The organism is Flagellimonas crocea (genome assembly GCF_033441595.1).
Taxonomy (GTDB): domain Bacteria; phylum Bacteroidota; class Bacteroidia; order Flavobacteriales; family Flavobacteriaceae; genus Flagellimonas; species Flagellimonas crocea.
This window is the reverse complement of the sequence record NZ_JAUZVX010000003.1, coordinates 80,198-100,459: the sequence shown is the minus strand read 5'-3', so window position 1 is coordinate 100,459 and position 20,262 is coordinate 80,198. Positions and strand designations below refer to the sequence as shown.

The 20,262-nt window shown below is 44.7% G+C and carries 11 protein-coding genes; 3 read left to right on the top strand and 8 right to left on the bottom strand.

The window, feature by feature from the left end; all coding sequences use genetic code 11:
- Positions 1-2 precede the first annotated feature (2 nt).
- The 3 genes from SD449_RS09900 to SD449_RS09890 are packed head-to-tail and all read left to right on the top strand — an operon-like array spanning position 3 to position 4,810.
- Positions 3-3,302 (top strand): efflux RND transporter permease subunit, encoded by a 3,300-nt coding sequence (locus SD449_RS09900; RefSeq protein ID WP_318310342.1) that lies wholly within the window; start codon positions 3-5, stop codon positions 3,300-3,302.
- The gene (locus SD449_RS09895) at positions 3,299-4,624 is read left to right on the top strand and encodes a TolC family protein (protein ID WP_318310340.1); all 1,326 of its coding nucleotides are present in this window, start codon (positions 3,299-3,301) and stop codon (positions 4,622-4,624) included. The genes SD449_RS09900 and SD449_RS09895 overlap by 4 nt, the downstream gene beginning before the upstream one ends.
- A 3-nt stretch (positions 4,625-4,627) precedes the next feature.
- A complete protein-coding gene (locus SD449_RS09890) occupies positions 4,628-4,810 on the top strand; it encodes a CPXCG motif-containing cysteine-rich protein (protein ID WP_318310338.1) in 183 nt (60 codons plus the stop codon).
- Between the two features lie 103 nt (positions 4,811-4,913).
- Here SD449_RS09890 and SD449_RS09885 read toward each other — a convergent pair whose 3' ends face one another.
- From SD449_RS09885 to SD449_RS09850, 8 genes are all read right to left on the bottom strand, one after another.
- Positions 4,914-6,023 carry a glycoside hydrolase family 16 protein gene (locus SD449_RS09885; protein ID WP_318310336.1) on the bottom strand — a complete coding sequence of 370 codons (1,110 nt, stop codon included), beginning with the start codon at positions 6,021-6,023 and terminating at the stop codon, positions 4,914-4,916.
- Between the two features lie 141 nt (positions 6,024-6,164).
- Positions 6,165-8,345 carry a hypothetical protein gene (locus SD449_RS09880; RefSeq protein ID WP_318310334.1) on the bottom strand — a complete coding sequence of 727 codons (2,181 nt, stop codon included), beginning with the start codon at positions 8,343-8,345 and terminating at the stop codon, positions 6,165-6,167.
- Between the two features lie 37 nt (positions 8,346-8,382).
- Complete coding sequence (locus tag SD449_RS09875; protein ID WP_318310333.1) at positions 8,383-9,999, bottom strand: RagB/SusD family nutrient uptake outer membrane protein; 1,617 nt, start codon at positions 9,997-9,999, stop codon at positions 8,383-8,385.
- Between the two features lie 10 nt (positions 10,000-10,009).
- Positions 10,010-12,985 carry a SusC/RagA family TonB-linked outer membrane protein gene (locus SD449_RS09870; protein WP_318310332.1) on the bottom strand — a complete coding sequence of 992 codons (2,976 nt, stop codon included), beginning with the start codon at positions 12,983-12,985 and terminating at the stop codon, positions 10,010-10,012.
- A gap of 274 nt (positions 12,986-13,259) precedes the next feature.
- A complete protein-coding gene (locus tag SD449_RS09865) occupies positions 13,260-16,055 on the bottom strand; it encodes a helix-turn-helix and ligand-binding sensor domain-containing protein (RefSeq protein WP_318310331.1) in 2,796 nt (931 codons plus the stop codon).
- 106 nt (positions 16,056-16,161) lie between these two features.
- On the bottom strand, positions 16,162-17,343 hold the full coding sequence (locus SD449_RS09860; RefSeq protein WP_318310329.1) for an MFS transporter: 1,182 nt from the start codon (positions 17,341-17,343) through the stop codon (positions 16,162-16,164).
- A 351-nt stretch (positions 17,344-17,694) separates the two neighbouring features.
- Positions 17,695-18,495 carry a hypothetical protein gene (locus tag SD449_RS09855; protein WP_318310328.1) on the bottom strand — a complete coding sequence of 267 codons (801 nt, stop codon included), beginning with the start codon at positions 18,493-18,495 and terminating at the stop codon, positions 17,695-17,697.
- Positions 18,496-18,520: 25 nt separating this feature from the next.
- Entirely contained in the window at positions 18,521-20,236 is a 1,716-nt protein-coding gene (locus SD449_RS09850) for a SusD/RagB family nutrient-binding outer membrane lipoprotein (protein WP_318310327.1), read from the bottom strand.
- Positions 20,237-20,262: the final 26 nt, after the last annotated feature.

Genomic DNA, 20,262 nt, shown 5'->3' with positions numbered 1-20,262 from the left:
CTGTGAGAAAAATCATTTCGTATTTTATAAAATATCACATGGCAGTGAATGTCTTTATCTTGGCATTTGTTGTTTTTGGGATTGTTGGGATATTTTCACTAAAATCCTCCTTTTTTCCGCTCAACGAGGCTAGGAACATTACCATTACCATAGCTTATCCTGGAGCTTCCCCACAAGAAATAGAAGAAGGTATCGTACTTAAAATAGAGGATAACCTTAAGGGTCTTGAGGGCGTGGAGCGCGTCACCTCCACATCCCGGGAGAACAGTGGTACCATTAACGTGGAGATCGAGAAGGAAAGAAATGTGGACTTTATGCTCTTGGAGGTAAAAAACGCGGTAGACCGTGTGCCTACTTTTCCCACTGGTATGGAGCCCTTGATCGTCGCCAAACAGGAACCGGTAAGGCCTACCATCAGTTTCGCGGTTAGCGGAAAGGATATTCCGCTGGCCACCTTAAAGCAAATAGGCCGCCAAATAGAGAACGACCTTAGGGCCATTGATGGGATTTCACAGATCCAAATCTCGGGCTATCCGGATGAGGAGATAGAGATTGCGGTAAATGAAAATAGCCTGTTGGCCTACAACCTTTCCTTTAGTGAGGTGGCCCAAGCCGTTTCCAATGCAAACATCTTGGTTACCGGAGGTAATATCAAAACCGTGACCGAGGAATATCTTATCCGTGCCAATAACCGCTCCTATTACGGTGATGAACTTTCCAATATCGTAGTACGTGGAGATGCTGCCGGCCGAGCCGTTAGGTTAAAGGATGTAGCGACCATCAGGGACCGGTTTTCCGAAACACCGAATGCCTCCTATTTTAATGATCAGCTGGCGGTAAATATCACTATTACCAGTACCAATACGGAGGATTTGATGGGCTCTGCCGAAAATGTAAGGGAGTACATCAAAGAGTTCAATGAAAAATATACCAATGTACAGTTGGATGTTATTGACGACCGTTCCATAACCCTTACGCAACGTACACAACTTTTGACCGAGAACGCCATCGTGGGAATGATTCTCGTATTGATTTTTTTGTCCCTGTTCTTGAATACGCGGTTGGCCTTTTGGGTGGCCTTCGGCCTTCCCATTGCATTTTTGGGAATGTTCGTTTTTGCACCCATGTTCAATGTGACCATCAATGTACTCTCCTTGTTTGGGATGATTATCGTTATCGGGATTTTGGTGGATGATGGTATTGTAATCGCCGAAAACATATATCAGCATTATGAGGATGGGAAATCACCTGTGCAAGCAGCACTTGATGGCACCATGGAGGTGCTTCCCCCGATTATTTCTGCAATCATCACCACAGTTTTGGCATTTTCCATTTTCTTGTTCCTGGACAGTAGGATAGGTGAGTTTTTCAGTGAGGTTTCCGTCATTGTAATCCTGACCTTGGTCGTGTCCTTGGTCGAAGCATTGATTATTTTGCCAGCTCACTTGGCGCACTCCAAAGCATTGCATCCGCAGGACAATAAACCAAAAACAGGCATTGCCAAAGTTTTTGCGGAGCTCAGGGCAATCAATAGGATCGGGGATAGGATTATGAACTATATGCGGGACAAGTGGTACAGTCCAGCGCTTCACTTTATGTTGAACTATAAGTTCTTGACGTTTGCCATCTTTTTTATGGCCCTCGTTCTTACTTTGGGGTCCATAGGTGGAGGTATCGTAAGAACATCCTTTTTTCCACGGGTAGCGAGCGATCAGGTATCCATAGAGCTGACCATGCCGAATGGAACCAACGAAAAGGTGACGGATTCCATCATCAGTCTTATTCAGGATAAGGCCCGAATAGTGAATCAGGAACTTACCGATCAATATTTACAGGGACTGGATAAGATGTTGTTCGTCAACATGATCAAGAACTTGGGACCAGGTTCGTCTTCCGCAAATTTACAGATCAATCTTTTACCGGGAGAAGAACGTCCTGATGGTATACGTTCCGATATGGTGACCACGAGGCTCCGAGAACTTGTGGGTCCGGTAATCGGGGTAGAAAGTTTGATCTATGGTTCCGGAGGGAATTTTGGGGGAAGCCCCGTATCCGTATCCCTTTTAGGCAACAACATTTCAGAACTCAAGGCGGCCAAGGAAGAGCTGAAAGAGGCCATGGAGGCCAATGCCAACCTGAAGGACGTGACGGACAATGACCCAGCGGGTATCAAGGAAATCCGCTTGGAACTGAAAGAAAACGCATATTTGCTGGGATTGGACCTGCGAACGGTGATGAACCAAGTTCGGGGCGGATTCTTTGGTGCCCAAGCACAACGTTTTCAAAGAGGGCAGGATGAAATAAGGGTATGGGTTCGTTATGATCGTGAAAACAGATCTTCCATTTCCGATTTGGATGAGATGAGGATTTTGGCGCCGAGTGGCGACCGTATTCCATTAAAGGAAATAGCATCCTATACCATTGAACGGGGCGATGTGGCCATCAATCACCTAGAAGGAAGAAGGGAAATACAGGTGTCCTCAGATCTGACCGATCCCGAGACCACCAGCGGAACGGATGCCATGTTATGGATACGGAACGAGGTAATGCCCGATATTTTATCTAAATACCCATCCATCAGCCCATCGTATGAAGGCCAGAACCGGGAAGCCAACAAATTGTTCGGTTCGCTCGGATTTGTGGGGCCGATAGTACTTTTCCTAATTTTCATAACCATAGCTTTCACCTTTAGGAGCATAAGCCAACCGTTGTTGTTGATTTTTATGGTTCCTTTTAGTTTGACAGCCGTAGCATGGGGCCATTGGATACATGGTTTCCCGATCAATATACTTTCCATGTTGGGGATTATCGCCTTGATCGGAATCATGGTGAACGATGGTCTTGTATTGATTGGAAAGTTCAATACCAACCTCCGTCAGGGGATGAAGTTTGATGATGCGATATACGAAGCCGGGCGTTCCCGTTTTAGGGCCATATTTCTTACCTCGGTGACTACGATTGCTGGTTTGGCACCGTTGCTCTTGGAAAAAAGCCGACAGGCACAATTCCTCAAGCCCATGGCCATTTCCATTGCATATGGAATTGGATTTGCCACTATTTTGACATTGTTGATGCTTCCTTTGCTCCTTTCTTTTGGCAACAACGTCAAAGTTGCTGCGAAGCGATTGTGGACCGGAGAAAAAGTTACGCCGGAAGAAGTGGAACGCGCCATTCGCGAGCAACATGAAGAAGAGGAAATGCAATCGGACCATATTTCCTTGAACGGAAGCAATACTGAAAAAAATGTTTCTCATAATGGAGAAGAAACCTCAAAAAGTGTAGAAGAAGAGACCACAAAATGAAAAACATTATTTATAAAATACCCTTGATCTTCTTGTTTCTTGGTTCATTTTTACATGCCCAGGATCAAATACTCACCAAGCAAGAAGCCATAGACCTTACGTTACAGAACAACCTGAGCATCCAAGTAGCTCGCAATACAAGGTTGATCGATGAGAACAATGCTGATATTCTTAACTCTGGTTACCTGCCCTCGGTGACAGGAAATGCAAGTGGGAGCATAGACAAACAGAATTCTGAAGGTGTTTTGGGCAATGGAGATACCCGTACCGCGGAAGGCGCGGAAACCAGAAGGTACAGTGCTTCGGTAAATGTAAACTACACCTTGTTTGACGGACTGGGCAGATATTACAATTACAAAAGTTTTCAGGAAAGGTCCCAGCAATCCGAACTGGAAGTGCGACAGACCATAGAAACAACTATCCTACAACTGTTTTCGGTATATTATGAGGCGGCCCGATTAACGGAGAACACGGCCACATTGGAGGAGGCACTGACCATCTCCAAAGATCGTCTCAAAAGAGCAGAGTACCAGTTTGAATTTGGTCAGAACACAGGCTTGGACGTGTTGAATGCCGAAGTGGATATCAATACGGACAGCATCAATCTTTTGAACTCAAGGCAACAGCTTAGAAATACGATAAGGGACCTGAATTTGATTCTCAACAGGGATCTTTCCTCTCAATTTAGGGCAGACACCACTGTGGCATTTGTGCCAGGGCTACAAATGGAAAGTATGTACAATGAGGCCAAACTGAACAATGTCCGGCTTCAAATTGCAGAAAAGGACATCAACATGGGGCTAAACAGCGTCAGAATAGCCAGAAGCGGTTATTTGCCCACGATTGGATTGACCGGGACCTACGGTTGGAACGAGTCCAGTAACAACAGTCCACTGGCCTTTGTTTTGCAGAACACTTCCACAGGGGTCACAGGGGCCATCAACCTAACATGGAACTTGTTTGATGGAGGAACTACCATAACGGGGGTCAAGAATGCAAAAATTGCCTATAAAAACCAAGAGATTGCCAAAAAGCAGATAGAGTTGGAGGTAGAGCGTGATATCCGTAATGCTTGGGATAGTTATACCAATGCCGTGTATGTACTGAATGTACAGGAAAAGAACCTCCAGACCAATCAAGATAATTTCAACAGGACCAATGAGCGGTACAAGTTGGGGCAGGTGACATCCATTGAGTTCAGGCAGGCGCAATTGAATCTATTGAACGCAGAATTGGCGAAGAGTCAGGCAAAATACACCGCAAAATTGGCGGAACTGCAAATGTTGCAGATAAGCGGCCAATTGCTCAATATTGATTTTTAGCGTATGTACGAGCATTTTTTTCAATGCCCTTACTGCTGGGAGGAAATCTCCTTTTTGTTGGACAGTTCTGTCCAGCAACAAACTTATGTGGAGGATTGCGAAGTGTGCTGTAATCCAATCGAGGCCACGGCCAAGTTCAACAATCAAGAGCTTGTTTTTTTTGAGCCCAAAGAACTGGGCCAATAAAAAAGCCGAAGTTTTAAACTTCGGCCTTCAGGGTTTCTTTACCCGTTTAAAAATTTAATGGCATAGCAAATTATCGGCAATGCAACTCAATTCCCTTCGGGTATTACTGATATATTCTTACATAATCAATTTCCATGATGTCCTCGGTAAAGTTTTCGGGTACATCGCCACCTAGATTTCCGCCCAAGGCTATGTTCAGGATCAAATAATGATTATGATTAAAAGGTTTGTTGCTTGTATTGGGCAATTCATACACCAAAGTATCGTCTACAAAGGTTTTAATGCTATCGCTGTCCCACTCCATGGAATAAACATGGTATTCGGAAGAAGCATTTGCAACGGCCGTCTCACCTCCCTCATCGTTGTATACCTCTGTATTTAGGTCTCCCCAATGGAAATGGGAAATGGTATTGTTTTTATCCCAACCCGTCTGTTCCATAATATCAATTTCACCACAAAGAGGCCACCCAACGCTGCCGTACTGGTCACCAAAGTAATTCCCTGTTTCGTTGACATTGGCGCCCAACGTCCATATGGCAGGCCAAGTACCCGCTGAGCTAGGAAGTTTTGCCCGAACTTCCACACGTCCGTAAGTGAAGGCAAATTTTGCGTTCAATCTCGCTGAGGTGTACGCTTTGGTGCTTCCGTTGTACGAATATTGTTCTTTGATGGCCTTAATCTTCAATGTACCGTCGCTTACAAAGGAATTGTCTTCCCTGTCGGTATAGTGCTGTAGTTCACCATTGTGCCAGCTACCATTGTTTGGAGGAATCACTTGATGGTGCCATTTCTGATTATCGGGTGTTCCTGCCTGTTCAAATTCATCGGCAAAGACCAAAGAGGCAAAGGCCTCATCGGATCGGTACACCTCCACACTATAACTTTGGTTGATGAACTCACCGGATTCCGAATACGCCCATACGGTAATATTGTGGGTGTTGGTTCCATTTTGCATAAATGTATGTTCAATGGCTCCGTTCGGGCTTTCGATTTGGTCGCCATTGCCAAAGCGGAAGGCATACCGAACGGCATTATTGGCCGATGCGGATATCTGCACCGTGCCGGAACCGTCTCCATTTGGATTATCATTGTTTGCGCCGATAACCGAAATGTCCACGGTCAAATTACTGGGAACATCGGCAGTAGCAGAATCCCCGGAACTACACGAAATTGCAAAAACCAAGGTTAAAAGGGATATGTTAAAAATGTTCATTCTTACTATTTGATGGATACTAATTCTTTTTTTCATAGAAAATCTGACTTGGATGAAAGCTCCTTTCCCAACGTGGAAAGGAGCTTATCCGTTTGCTTAATTAACTAACTCAAATCAATTTACGATTTGTTTTTTTATCCATTATTTGTGGAAGTATACATTATCCACAAAAACGGTCATGGAACCTGCAGGTTGACCTGCGTATATGAGCTGTGCAATGTTTGCTTTGGTGGTCAATCCTACGAACTCGGGAAGTGGAATGTCCAAAGAGATCCAAGTGCCCTGTTCTGGATTGGCAATGGTTATCTCGTGCTCCACGTCATCCCCGCCACCAAAGGCCGCATCGGCACCAAAATCCACTAGTTTTATTCTAATTTCGGTAGCATCTGCTGTCCATACATCGGTGTGGAAGTGGGTCATTTCCGTAGCATCGATTTGATTGGCAACAGTCTCGATGCCCACAAAGTTCAAATCACTGTATTTTTTTACATCATCCCCTTCGATCATAATGTCTTCCAGCGTGGCGACCGACCAATCGGTTTTCCATGTATCCACGGGAACGTTGGTGTACGCATTGCTGAAAAGCGATATTACATCCGCTTCGGCCACTGTAGGGGTTGTAGCTGCTGCTGTTGGTTCTGTAGCGGGCGGGGTATAGAAGTAAATATTGTCCAGATAGATGGTTCCGTTGCCATCAAACTTCAATTGAATCACATCAGTTAAATCCACGACCCCGGAGAATTCCGTCAAAGGAATGTCAACGCTTACCCATTCTCCAGTGGTAATGGTGAAAGAATGAGCGGTTTCGGCAGGTCCTGAGCTAATCAAATATCCGTTGAGTTCTGAAGAATCAGGTGTCCAGTAATCCACATGCAACATGGTCATTCCCGAAACATCCAAAGGAGTGGCAAATTGGGTGCCTTGATAGTTAAGGTTTTCATATTTCAAGGTATTATTGCCATCTATCAATTCTTGAGTAACCACGGTTGCCTGTCCCCAATTGGGATTGAAATCCGTACCTGCAACATCGGTATAGGCATCACTGAAAACGGAGATCACGTTGGCTTCCGGAACTGTTGGAGCCGGGGCACCTGTTGTTGGAGCATTTGAAACGCCTGCTTCGTTATAGAAGAATACGTTGTCCACGTAAACTGTGTTTGCTCCGGTGGGGGCACCCACAAATATCAATTGTGCGATATGCCCCCTAGTTGTCAGGCCTGTAAAATCGGTCAACGGTATATCCAGTGTCACCCATTCTTCCTGGGCAGGTGCCTCGAATACCAGTTCGTGCTCTACGTCATCGCCACCATCAAAGGCGCCATCAGCACCAAAATCAACCAGTTTTATTCTGAATTCCGTGGCGTCCCCTGTCCAGATATCGGTGCGGAAATGGGTCATGTTTGTTGCATCGATCGGAGCAGCTACAGCCTCGATTCCCACAAAGTTTAGTTCACTGTATTTTTTCACGGCATTCCCATCAATTTCGATGTCTTCCAAGGTTGCGGCGGACCACTCGGTTCTCCAAGTATCCACGGTTACGTTGGTATAGGTATCACTGAAAAGGGAGATTACTTCCGTAGGATCAATGGTTGGGTCTGGAGCTGCGGATGTTGGTTCACCAGTTGGGCCGGGTTCTTCTACTTCCCCGCCTTCACTCATCACAATATCATCAAAGTAATGGACACTTTCGTTGGCCTTTTCGCCATTAAAATCAAAGAACAGGACCATTCTGTCAAATTTGTCAGAATCGCTAGGAGAGAATGTAAAGTACAATTCCTCCCACTCGTTGGCCACTGTTGTTGTTGCTTGAACTTCTTTTGAAATGGAACCATCGGTACTGTCCTCAAACTTTAGCAACACGATTTGGTCGGCAGCGGGTGCATATACTTTAATCTTGATGGTCTGCATTTCGGTAAAGTCCACCTTGCTGGCCAAATCAAAAAAGAAACCGGACCATGGCTCTATACTCGGTATTTGGGTATAGGCGACCACCTTTTCGGAGGTGTTGATACCTGATGGATCTGGGTTTTCGACATACTCCAAGGTAAATGAGCCGTCAATTGCACCAAAAAACTCCACTTCGGGTCCAGCACATTCAAAATCCAATCCCTCGGATAGTTCCGGGACTATGGTCTCGAATGTACAGCCCTCACCTGGTTCGGGCTCTGGTTCTGGTTCTGGCGGAACATAGGCAGAAGGTGGGGGCAGGTCGTCCTCCATTTCACAGGAAATGATGGTGCCCAAAATACCTATGGCCATCAGCAGGAACAAGATCGGGAATCTTGTGCTGTTGAGGCTCTTTTTGTTGTTATGCTTTTTCATCTTTCAATGTTATAAGTTAATTCTAGTTTGTGCCGATTTAGTTATATCCATCGTTTTGAGGATAATTGGGTCCTAAAAGGTCCATTTGCTGTTGTGGAATGGGCCAGTTTTGCATGTATTCCCTTAGGATATCCTTTGGATTTCCTTCTGGATACGACTCGTTCATGTTATCATTGTTCATGTGGTCCAAAAGATAATCGTACAACAGTCCGGTACGTTTTAGGGTAAACCAGCGCTGTCCTTCGAAAGCGAGCTCGCGGGCTCTTTCTTCCAAAATGGTCTCAAGGTCAATAGCGTCAACAGGTGCAGCGTTGGCCCTTGTTCTTATGGCATTCAGATAATCCAATGCCTTGGGAGTATTGTTCAACATCATGTGCGCTTCTGCGCCTATCAAATAGGTTTCTGCCAAGCGGTAGATCATAATGTTTTTAAAATGATTTCTATCCGTTGGTTCCACGGTCTCGTCAAAAAACTTGATGATTCCTGGGTTTTGCCTTCTGTAATAGAGCATGAACTCGTTCTGATCGGTCTCGCTGTTTTCGTAGAGGTCCAATGGGTCGCCGAGCTCCTTTCCCGGGGGAAGGGCACTTTCGTCGTTATAGGCATACTCGAAAATATAATAGGTATTGTTTTTCCTATCATCGTTCGGGTCCTCGTTTAAAAGGTCGATGGTATACTGGTTCAAGGAAATGAATCCAGCGCCGGCACCACCATTTTCCACAGATTGAATCAGACCAGGGGCATCAGCATAGCTGGAAACCATGTTCCAGTTCATTATGTGTGGATTTCCACCTCCAATGGTCTGTCTTTCAAAGTTGATGGCAAACAATGTTTCTGTATGATTTAGTTCGCCGGCAAACACCTCTGCTGTGGTCTCGGTCAAACTATGGCTACCACTGGTAATTAACGCATCAGCTTGTGCCGCCGCCTCGGTCCAGTCGTTTTCCCACATGGCCACTTTGGCCCTAAGGTGTCTTGCGGCACCCTTTGCCCAACGTCCAAATTGTGGGGTCGCGTAATCCAAATTGGCTATGGCAAAGTCCAGATCGGAACGTAGGAGGGAGAATATTTCCTCTTCCGAAGATTTGTCCTGTGGTACATCAAAAGCATTCTCTGGAGTTGTGGGTTCCGTTGTAATGAAGATGTTATTGAACATTCGATAGAGCGTAAAGTACGAGTTGGCCCTCATACATTTGGCTTCTGCAAGAATTTGATTTTTCCTGGTTTCTTCAATGCCTTCCAAATTCTCTGCTCCTTGGATTATGGCATTGGCCCTATCCACTATGCGGTAGTAGTGTACCCAATGTGCATTTATTCCGGATGCCGTACCAAAGTCGCCCAAGCTCGCGCCCCATAGCAAACGGCTATATAGGGATACTTCTCCGGTGATACCCACTCCAAGGTCACTTTTGGCCTGAAGAATTAGTGGATAGGTACCGTTTAAACTCAAATCTTGATAAATATTCCGGTTGAGGGTGTATAGGCCCACAACGGCATTTTCCAGACCTTCCGGTGTGGAGTAGAGATAGTCGACCGAGGTATCGGACAATAGCTCGTCCTGTAACAGGTCTTTTTCGCACGATGCGAATGTGGCAATGACAAGGAATATTGTCAATGCTTGTTTTGATATTAAATGTTGAAATATATTTTTCATGACAATTTTTTTAGAATCCTAATTTTACACCTAGGGTTATATTTCTGGTCTCTGGGAAAGCCGATCCATTCTGATTGTTTGCCAATGGTGTTTGTTCCGGACTGTACGACCTGAAATCGGTAAAGGTGAACAGGTTGGTTCCCGTTACATATACCTTGGCCTGTTGCAGTCCCAATTTGGAAAAGGCATCTTTAGGTATGTTGTATCCCAAGGTAAGGGTCCTCAATCGTAAATAAGAAGCATCTCTCACTGCAAAAGGGAAGAGGTGCAAGTGCGTATCGGGCTTTGGCCTTGGATATTCGGCGGATGGGAATTCAGGGGTATAGTATTTGGTCCTAATACCGTTTATGGCTCCTTTCCAAAGTTCTCCGTTGGCAAGAACAGGGTTCAATCTTGTAGCTCCCTGAACTATGTAAATGTCGGCGAACAGATCAAAGTTTTTGTAAGTGATGGTGTTGGTAATGGAACCATACCAATCGGGGTCGGTATTGGTGAACACATTGTCCCTGTCATCAATTTGCCCGTTTCCATCCTGATCAATTACACGTACATCACCTGGTTGTGCCAACGGGTTTCCGGAGCCAGCAATGTCGTCTCCTACTTGGTAGATGCCGTCATATTTTGGTAACCAGATATTGTTGATGGATTGCCCAATGGACAATCTTCGGCCTGAAGTATCGGTGATGTCAATCGGGTTTCCTTCATCATCCGTTTCTCCGGTAAGGGAAATCACTTCGTTCTTGTTTCTGGAAAAAATCAACCCAAGAGACCAGCTAAAGTTCTCTTTTCGGATAATGTTTGAGGTCAATGATGCTTCAATACCTTGATTTTGCAATTCTCCCGAGTTAAATCGAATCACATTGAAACCAGTGGTTCCTGCGATAGATCTATCCAATAGAAGGTCGGTAGTATTCGCTTTATAATATTCAAAGGTTCCTTGGAAAAAGTTATTGAACAACCTAAAGTCCACACCAGCGTTCAAGGTGGTGGTGGTCTCCCATTTTAGGTTGGGATTGGGCAATCGGGACGATGCTGTTGCTCCGGCAACTGTTTCATCTCCAAATACATAAGGTAAATTGTCGGCTACCCCTAAAGATTCCAAGGGATTGATTCCCTGGTTACCTGTGGCACCGTAGCTTACCCTAAACTTCATCTCGTTTATGGCATCCACATTTTGCATGAATGGTTCCATATGCATTTTCCATGCTAAGGATACTGCTGGGAAGAATCCCCATTTGTTGTTTTCGGCAAATACCGATGCACCATCCGCACGTGCGGTCGCTTCCAAGAGGTATCTGTCCAAATAGCCATACCTAACCCTTCCCAAGAAGGAAAGTAATCTACGTTGGGATACGTTTCTTACGTTGTTCAGTAATTCGGTGGCATCACCATTGTAGCGCAAGGCGTCGTTGGTAAATCCAGATTTATCCAATTGGGTGTACTCCGTACGTTGCTCATCAAAAGCCTGTACGGCCGTCAAGTCAAGACTGTGATTGTCATTGATTTGTGGGGTGTAGTTCAAAATATTTTCTACAAGAACCTGTTTAAAAAGGGTATTGGACAATACTCCGATTCCGTCGATTCCTTCGTCTCCCGCAGAATGAAGCGAAGATCTATAAACCCCTTGGTTAGTGTTTCGGTTCCTTAAAAAGGTTTTAAGGGTATAGCTTAGATTGGGCGCAATGTCGTAAATAAGGCTTAGGTTGACATCCGTAAGGTTGATTTTGGTCTCATCAACCGATTCCCTTTGGTCCCACAATGGGTTGACCGCTGTGTTGGATGGGCCCAGATAAAATTTCTGAAGCTCTCCGTCCGCGGTGTAGGGCTGTGCCAATGGTGTTATTGTGGTGAAGTTGATTCCCCCGGTTTCTCGGTCCTGTTTTGCGTTTTGATAGTTGATGATTCCACGGAACATCAATTTACTGGAAAGATTTTGTTCTATGTTTAGTTTGAATGTGCCTCTGTCAAAACCTGAGTTTGGAATAATCCCTTCTTGTGAAAAATAGTTGACACTGGAAAAGATTCTGGTTTTTTCGCTTCCTGCGGAAAAACTTAGGGCGTGACTCTGGATTATTGCATCCTGAAGCACCAAATCTTCCCAATCCACAAAGTTTTTGTTTTCTATGGCTTCCAGTTCGAATGGGGAAAAGATGTTCTCATCGTTCAAATAGTCACCTGTAAATCGGTTTCTATTGGCCTCTCTCCTAAGGTCTATGAACTGTTGCCCAGTGTATTGATTAAAGTTTTTTGTTAAGGATTGTACTGTGGTGTACCCATGGTAATCAATGGTTGCTTTGCCCACTCTACCTTTTTTGGTGGTCACCAAGATTACACCGTTGGATGCCCGGGAGCCATAAATGGCCGTGGAGGAGGCATCTTTTAATATCTCTATGTTGGCGATATCGTCAGGCGCCACATCGTTTAAGCTGTCAAAGGGCAATCCGTCCACAATGATCAGCGGGGAGTTTCCGCCCGGAGCAACCGATACGTTACCCCTGATCACTATATTGGAATTACCTCCGGGCCTTGCATCGCCCAAGTTAACCTGGACCCCTGCAGCTCTACCTCGTAACATTTCGGATACGTTTGTGGTGGGCACGTTGGTGGCTTCTTCCACTTCCACGCTGGCCACGGAACCGATAACGTTACTTTTCTTTTGGGTACCGTAGCCCACGACCACTACTTCGTCGAGTGCTTGTGTATCCTCTTGGAGAACAATATCGATTTCTTCTTGGGTTCCTACAGGAACTTCCTGCGTTACAAATCCAACGTAGCTAAAGACTAAAGTGTCATCATTGGAAACATCGTCAATGGTGAATTCACCATCAAAGTCGGTAACCACTCCATTTGTGGTTCCTTTTACAAGTACGTTAACACCCGGCATGGGTCCCATATTGTCGGAGACTGTCCCGGTAACGGTTTTTGTTTGTGAATACCCATAAGCGGCACATAAAAGTGCCATCAAGGTTAAAATGCCATATCTCATTGTTGAGTCAATTTAATTTGACCTAAATGTACTGGGCTTAACGTCTTCTTAACAAAGGATTTACCTCTATAAAAAACCTACATTGTCAATTTTGAAGTGTTAAAATTGATATTTTGATAGTTAAACCCTTTAAAATATGAGGATTTGTAAATATTTACTGGTTTAGCATCCAGCCCAAAAACAAAAATGAAGTATGCCTTTTTGCTCAATTGTAGAGCTGTTGTAGTGGTGATTTTAAGATTTGTAGTGCAATGATGTGTAAAAGTAGAGTTGCCTAAAAGTTTAAAATGTAGTCGATAAGGTTATCGTGGTGGGGCAGGTCGAATTTTTTGCGAAGTCTATAGCGTTTCATTTCAACGCTTTTTACCGAAATATTGAGCAAAGGGGCAATTTCCTTGGAGGAAAGATTCAATCTTAAATAGGCGCATAATCTTAGATCGTTGTTGGTAAGGCTATCGTGTTTGGCCTTTATCCTTTTTAGAAAATCCTTATCGGCATTGTTGAAGGCATCCTCAAAAAACTTCCAATCGTCTTCGCTGTTGATGTTTCTATCAATTTCCTTGATTACGGACTTAATGTTTTTGTCCTTGGCGGGAACTTCCTTCAATTGTGACTTTAGGGCAGAAAGGAATTTGTTTTTCTTAACCAAGCTCATGGTAGAAATCGCCAATTCTCTGTTTTTGCTGTCAATTTCGTTCTGAAGTTTTTCCGTTTGTATTTTGGCGATACGCTCCTTTTCTTCCAGTTCCCTACGTTCCAGTTCCTTTTGGTTTCTTTTGATCAAGGCTTCCTGCTTTTTCTGATAATATCTATTGTAAAATCGGTGCACCACAATAAAAACAAGGCCAATGGTCAGAATATAAAGGATAAGGGCTAAATTGGACAAGTACCATGGCCTCAAGATGATAAAGCTGTAGGAATCCGTGTTCTCGCTCAAGTTATTGCCCACCATGGCCCTAACGGTGAAGGTATACTCACCATATGATAGGTTCTTGAAAGTTGCTTCGGTATTTTCGGACCATTCGCTCCAATCCTCGTAGAGGTTGTCCATTTTATACTGGTATCGTACATCGGTGTATTTGTCGAACTCGGGTACACTGAACTCAATGTTGATGTTATTGTTGGTATATTCAAATTCGCCTTTTTCATTGATCGGCGCCTCTGTGGAAAGCTCGAGGTAGTCGCCAAAATAAACGGAATTGATATGGACTTCTTGTTTGGAGGGCCCCACCTTGGTAAGGTCCAAAGAAACATAACCGTTGGAACTTCCCATCAAATATTTGAATTCGGATATTCTGGAAATGTTCTCAAATCCTGAAACTCCGAGGTTAGCCCGGATATCTTCTGGAATGGGAATCTGAGTGGTACTCAACTTGTTGCTGAGCGTACTCTGTGTTACATATTGAATGCTGTTGTTGGTATAGAACCAGAGTCGCTGTTCCGAATTTTCTGGGATAATGATACTTGTTTGCCCTTCATTTTCATTAAAAACCATTTGGGTCAAGGTCGTATCCAATTTTATATCGTTCATTCCCTTTACCTCGTAGATAGCGTTATTGGTCTTATAATAAATGTTGTCTTGAAAACTGAAAATGTTGGAACTATGGCCCAACCGTTCCTTATTGATCAATTTGTTCACTTTCCTAAGGTTGGAATCCAATGTAATGAAATACAGTCCCTTTTTTTCGTGGTCCACCACTACCTTAAGGGAATCCATTTCAAAAAACCTACTGGAAATGTTGAATCCGCCAATGGTATTTCGGAACCTCCACTGGCCCTGTGCCTTTTCCAGAATACTCAATCCATTATAGTTTCCTTGAAGAAGCAGGTTCTCACGGTTTTCAATGGGCTTAACTCCCCAGGTCCCAGGATAATTGGAAATTAGATCGGCCTTGTTTTCCTCGATCACGAATGTACCGCTATTATGTCCACAAAAAATGGTGGAGTCCAGTAGCTGAAGGTTCCATACCTGCCCTTCGGTGCCCTCGACCAGCCGGAAGGAGTCTTGCGAGTCGGTCTTTCGGTAGAACAGACCTTGGTTGGTGCCCAAATACAAGAAGTCCTTGTGGCTCAATGCGGCATATACCAATCCCAGATTCCCCAATTTGTCCACATATTCGTTAAAAGGAGAGTAGAGGTTCACTACACTCAGGCCATTGTCCAGTCCCAACCACAAATTGTTTTCCAAATCTTCAAAAAGGGATAAAACCGTATTGTTGTTGAGTCCTTTTTCCTGATCAATATTCTGTATGATGGTCTGTCCGTTTGGTGATAGGTGGTAGAAACCGTTGGAAATGCTTCCGAGCACAAAAGAGCCGTCCCTGAGCTTTATGCTGCTGTAAAGTTTCACATTGATGGTGTCCAGTGCCGTTCCCCATGGTGTGATGGTTTCCGAATCGTACCTGTAAAAACGTGCGCCCTCGGTGACCACCAAAAGATCATTTTCGATACCATAAATCCCTATAATGGGCTGTTCCGCAAAAAGAGGATCGCTACTGATCAACTTGGGTTCTCCATTTTGTATGGTGAACAATCCTTTTCTTGCCATTTGAAAATAGACATTGCCATTGACAAGGCTTAGATTGGCCTTATCGGAATTTGCTTCGATTACCCTAAATGTTCTTTCTGAATAATCGTAGATATATATGCGGTCCAAGCTCTGGAACAACACCCATTGGTCCAAGACCATGATGTCCCAAAACTCCTCGTCCTCGGCCATCGGAATCTCCATTTGTTGGGACAATGAGGTGTATGCCAAATTTCCGTTCGGATTTTTGGTCCAATAACCGAATTCACGGTAGGATCCCGTATAAATTTTATCCCCAACGGCTTTTACGGAACGTATTATTGGCGAGGTAGGCAGTTTGTACCTATGCCATTTGGCGCCATCAAACTCCAAAAGACTGGTATGATTGGCCACATATATATTTTTTGAAGGGGATTGGGCTATGCCCCAGTTCTGAAACTCTCCATTATATTCCTTGGGGGTATAATTTCTGATGGGCGGCAGTTCTTGACCCACCAAGGTGCAGCAAAAGAACAACAGAAAATAAAAGATGTGGAGCCTCAAACCGAATGGATTTAATTATGCTTCGAAACTTATAAAGATAAAGTTAAACACTATAATTAGAATAGTATATTTCAAAGAAATCGATGGGTTATTGAGACCTGATTTTTTAAGCCTTTTTCTTTCCAAAATACAGTATGGCCATTCCTATAACAGCTCCGATAGAAGCCAAAATACCCCCTACAACACTCGCATAATTGAATCCGAGTCCAAAAACCATGGGCAGCCCACCAAAATAGGCTCCCGAGGCATTTCCCATATTGAAGGCACTTTGGTTCATGGAAGAACCTAGCTTTTCCGCACCTTTCGCAGCTTTTATGATTGCTATTTGAATCGGTGCGGCGATGGTAAAAGTAACAACGCCAATAATAAAGCTGAGCACGTAAATGGCGATTCCGTTACTCGCCAGAATGGAATTTAAAAAAAGAATTGTGGCCATACTTAGCATACTAATGACCACAGATTTGACTGGGTTAAAGATTTCCACCATCCTTGCTCCCAAAAAATTGCCAAAGAACATACCTAGTCCGGCAACGATCATAATGTACCCGACATTAGCTTCCGGGAGCTTAGTCACATTGATCACCAATGGTGCAATATAGCTGTACCATGCAAAAAAGCCTCCTGTTCCCACGGTGGTCAAAACAATCAAGGCCCACAGTTTTTTATTTTTTATCCCAGCGGTGGGACCCGCCGTTTGGGACTCGTCCGCGTCCTGCAATTCTTCTTTGGGCATCCAAAAATATAGACTGCAAAGCGTGGCGATGCCTGCCACACCGACCAACATGAAGGAGAAGCTCCAATGTAGCTCCTGGCCAATATAAGTACCCAAGGGCACACCCAAAATATTGGCGATCGTTAAACCTGAAAACATGATGGCCATCGCTTGTGCCGCTTTGCCCGGTCTGGCCAAATATCCCGATACCACGGCGCCGATACCAAAAAAAGCCCCATGGGGCATTCCCGATAGAAAACGGAGCAACATCATTACCCAGTAATTTGGTGAAAAGGCAGATAGGGTGTTGAACACCGTAAACCATAACATGAGGAACAACAGTGTTTTTTTGGGTTTAAGGTTGTTTGCAATACGCGCCATGGCTGGAGCCCCTATGACCACCCCAAGCGCGTAAATGGCAATAAAATGACCCGCTTTGGGTATGGATATGTCCAAGGAATTGGCAATATTGGGGAGAATCCCCATAATCACAAATTCCGTTAGGCCTATGCCAAAACCACCGATGGCAAGTGATAAAAGGGCTTTTTTGTTGGTTGATCGAGAAGTATTGTCCAAGCTTATTTTCTTAAGATGCAAAGGTACGCTCTAAGATGTAAAAGCGGTACAAGGATTTTTACTTAATTCTATTTTGATTTACCTATGTGAGAGATAGAAAAAAACAGCCTTGATGTTTGGACTAATTCAAATACACTCAAAAAATGAAACAAATACTTTTGAAGAGATATTTTATGTTTCAAGGCTGTTTGAAGATTACTTTTTATTGGTGCTAAAATAGTTGGATGACCGCTTTTTTTCGGAAATCCTCAACAACTAGTACCCTTCCCGATAAATTAGAACCTGTTTTAAGTAAAAGCGAAAGGCCCGCTCCAACTGGAGCGGGCCTTTCTTTTGAACCAAATGTAAAAATCAATTGATACACGGAGACGGATTGGGTCCGAATGGTCCCAATACTTCGCCTTCGGGCGTTTCAACCGTATAAACGTGCTCTTCTTCAAAGGCTCCACTGGTATACGATATCACCAGGGAAGTTGTGCCTGCTGGCACCTCTACATTGAAAGTGGCCGCATCGCCTGCGGTAAAGGTGTAGTCCGTTGCAACGCCATCAATCTCAAAGGTTACAAAAGCACCGTCCCAACCGTCACCATATAGATCCTGCATTTCGATTACCCAAGTCCCTGGAACCGTTGTGCCGGAGATAGGGGAGCATTTGACCAAAACAATGAAGTTAAAAGCCTGTAGTTGTTCGGGCTGCCCGGTAACGGTCGCACTATAGTTTTCCACGGTGGTCACTGTACCATCAATCCCGGTGGATTTTCCCAAGAAGCGTATAAAGTCCCCTCCGCTGATATCGTCCACGGTAATGCCCAAGGCACTCGCTACATCGGTGTACGGAATGGAAATATCGCTTGGAAACTCCGTGATGGTTGCCAGTTGAACGGTATCGGTAGATACCCCTCCGGATTCCAATGTCACACTCAACTCCCACGAAGCAACATTGTCGCTAGGGTCGTCCACGGTCCCAGAAAGACTTGAGGAGGCAAGGTCACCCTTGGCTACAATGGTCTCGTCCAATAGGATCCTTACATAAGGAGCGGCCGCTTTGTCCAGTTCAAACACGTTGAGCGGATTTTTATCGCTGTCCTCACAAGCAATAATGCCCACAGTCAGTAGAACAAGACCGAAAATATATTTAAAGTTATTTTTCATCTGTATTATATTTTTTGGTTATGAATCAATCAACGAACCCGTCGGGGTTGGTGTCCCAGAACACAGGGGTACTGGGTGCACTTTTTTGGGTTATGTTTGTGTTGCTGTCCGCAGCGGTCTGCGAATACCACATGGATCTTAGGAACGGTCCGGGATCATTGGTGGTGAAAGCGGGCGTAAGATTATCGGGTTGCCCGGTTCTTCTATAGGTATTGTATGCCTCGATTCCGTTGCACCATAAAGCGATAAAATACTGTTCCGCAATTATTCGGAGTTTGTCCGTGTCGTTTCCGGCATCGTAACTGGCCAATATCTCGGCAACATGATTGTCGATGGCCGTTGAGGTCGGGACGAAGCCGCTTTCGCTGGCCAAGGATGCTCCAAAATCAACTACGGTGGTTATGGATTGTCTAATTCCTGTTTCAAGATAATCCCGTGCATTTCCCGTTGTATTCAATGTCAAAGATGCTTCTGCCAACATAAAGTAAGTGTAAGAGGACATCAGGATAGGTGAAATTCCAGCACCTGCCAATCCTTCATTTACAGCTCCCGATCCGGAAACGTTCCTAAAGGAATTGTCATCAAAAGGTCCTCCGGTAGGATACGTACCGTGCAATGTCCTAAAGGCATCATCCGGTGGAATACCATCATCGTCCAAATGGTTTCTTCCCCAATAACCGCTCAGACCATTGGTGGCCGGCACCAAACAGTATGGTTGCGAAGGGTCCCACCAAGATGGAAGGGATATTTCGGTCACACATTCCTTAGTAACCACATCGGCACCCGAGAAGTCCTCCTGCTGCCTGTAAAAGTAGTACCGTATCCTTGGGTCTGGCTCATTGTACTGATTGGCCATGAGGTCCATGTAATAGTTACAGGTATAAAAATCGGAGCTTGGACCGGCACCATCATAATTGGCATCGAAATACGGATGTCTACTGTCCGGAGAGGCGTTGTTGGTGCCCCATTGGAAGAAGAAATCATCATCCTGGTCCAAGATCAATTGATTGCTATTGATCAATTCATTGATGCGCGCTGTGGAAACCGATGCGCCAAACCCTTCGGCATTGGCCAAACGGGTTTGCAGGTATAGTTTTAAACGCATGGTGTTGGCCACTTTGATCCATTGACTTTCGTTTCCATCATAGAAAAGGTCGTTGGACGGCAAAGACGTTTCGTCTTTGTTCAAGTTTGATATGGCATTCACCAAAAGCTGGTCGGCAGCCTGATAAATAGAGGCGCCTGAATCCAAACTTGGGTTTAAAATTCCCTCCCCGCCAGAAACTGCTTCGGAATAGGGAATATCTCCAAAGAAATCGACCATCGACATCATGATGTAGGCCTCAAGAATCTGGCCTATGGCGATATGCGTGAATTGTCCTGCTTCCTCCGCCAGAGGGTTCATGGTTCTGATATCGATCAATGCCCTTGCGTAAACATTGTCCCAGACCCTGTCAAAATCAGAAGGATCATAGCTCTCCCGATAGGTGGGCCCAAAACCGTGCTGCATTCTCACGGGCTCCATTCCGAATTGGCTGAGGCCGTTTTCTGCACGGCCTTCTTCACCGGAATGGATCTGCGCGGTCATTAACTGAATTTGATTCAGGAAGAAATCAACACTCGCCTGCGAGGGGTTCAATGCATTGGGGCTCTCCACAACATCCAACGATGAGGTCTCGCAGCCCAACAATACTGTCAGCGCAGCGATGAAGAGACTTAGTATATTTGATATTTTTTTCATAATATATTTTTTGATTCTAATTAGCT

Coding starts and splice junctions, on each gene's coding strand:
- SD449_RS09895 (WP_318310340.1), top strand. CDS start 3,299: ATGAAAAACATTATTTATAAAATACCCTTGATCTTCTTGTTTCTTGGT.
- SD449_RS09855 (WP_318310328.1), bottom strand. CDS start 18,495: ATGAAAAATAACTTTAAATATATTTTCGGTCTTGTTCTACTGACTGTG.
- SD449_RS09890 (WP_318310338.1), top strand. CDS start 4,628: ATGTACGAGCATTTTTTTCAATGCCCTTACTGCTGGGAGGAAATCTCC.
- SD449_RS09850 (WP_318310327.1), bottom strand. CDS start 20,236: ATGAAAAAAATATCAAATATACTAAGTCTCTTCATCGCTGCGCTGACA.
- SD449_RS09880 (WP_318310334.1), bottom strand. CDS start 8,345: ATGAAAAAGCATAACAACAAAAAGAGCCTCAACAGCACAAGATTCCCG.
- SD449_RS09885 (WP_318310336.1), bottom strand. CDS start 6,023: ATGAACATTTTTAACATATCCCTTTTAACCTTGGTTTTTGCAATTTCG.
- SD449_RS09875 (WP_318310333.1), bottom strand. CDS start 9,999: ATGAAAAATATATTTCAACATTTAATATCAAAACAAGCATTGACAATA.
- SD449_RS09870 (WP_318310332.1), bottom strand. CDS start 12,985: ATGAGATATGGCATTTTAACCTTGATGGCACTTTTATGTGCCGCTTAT.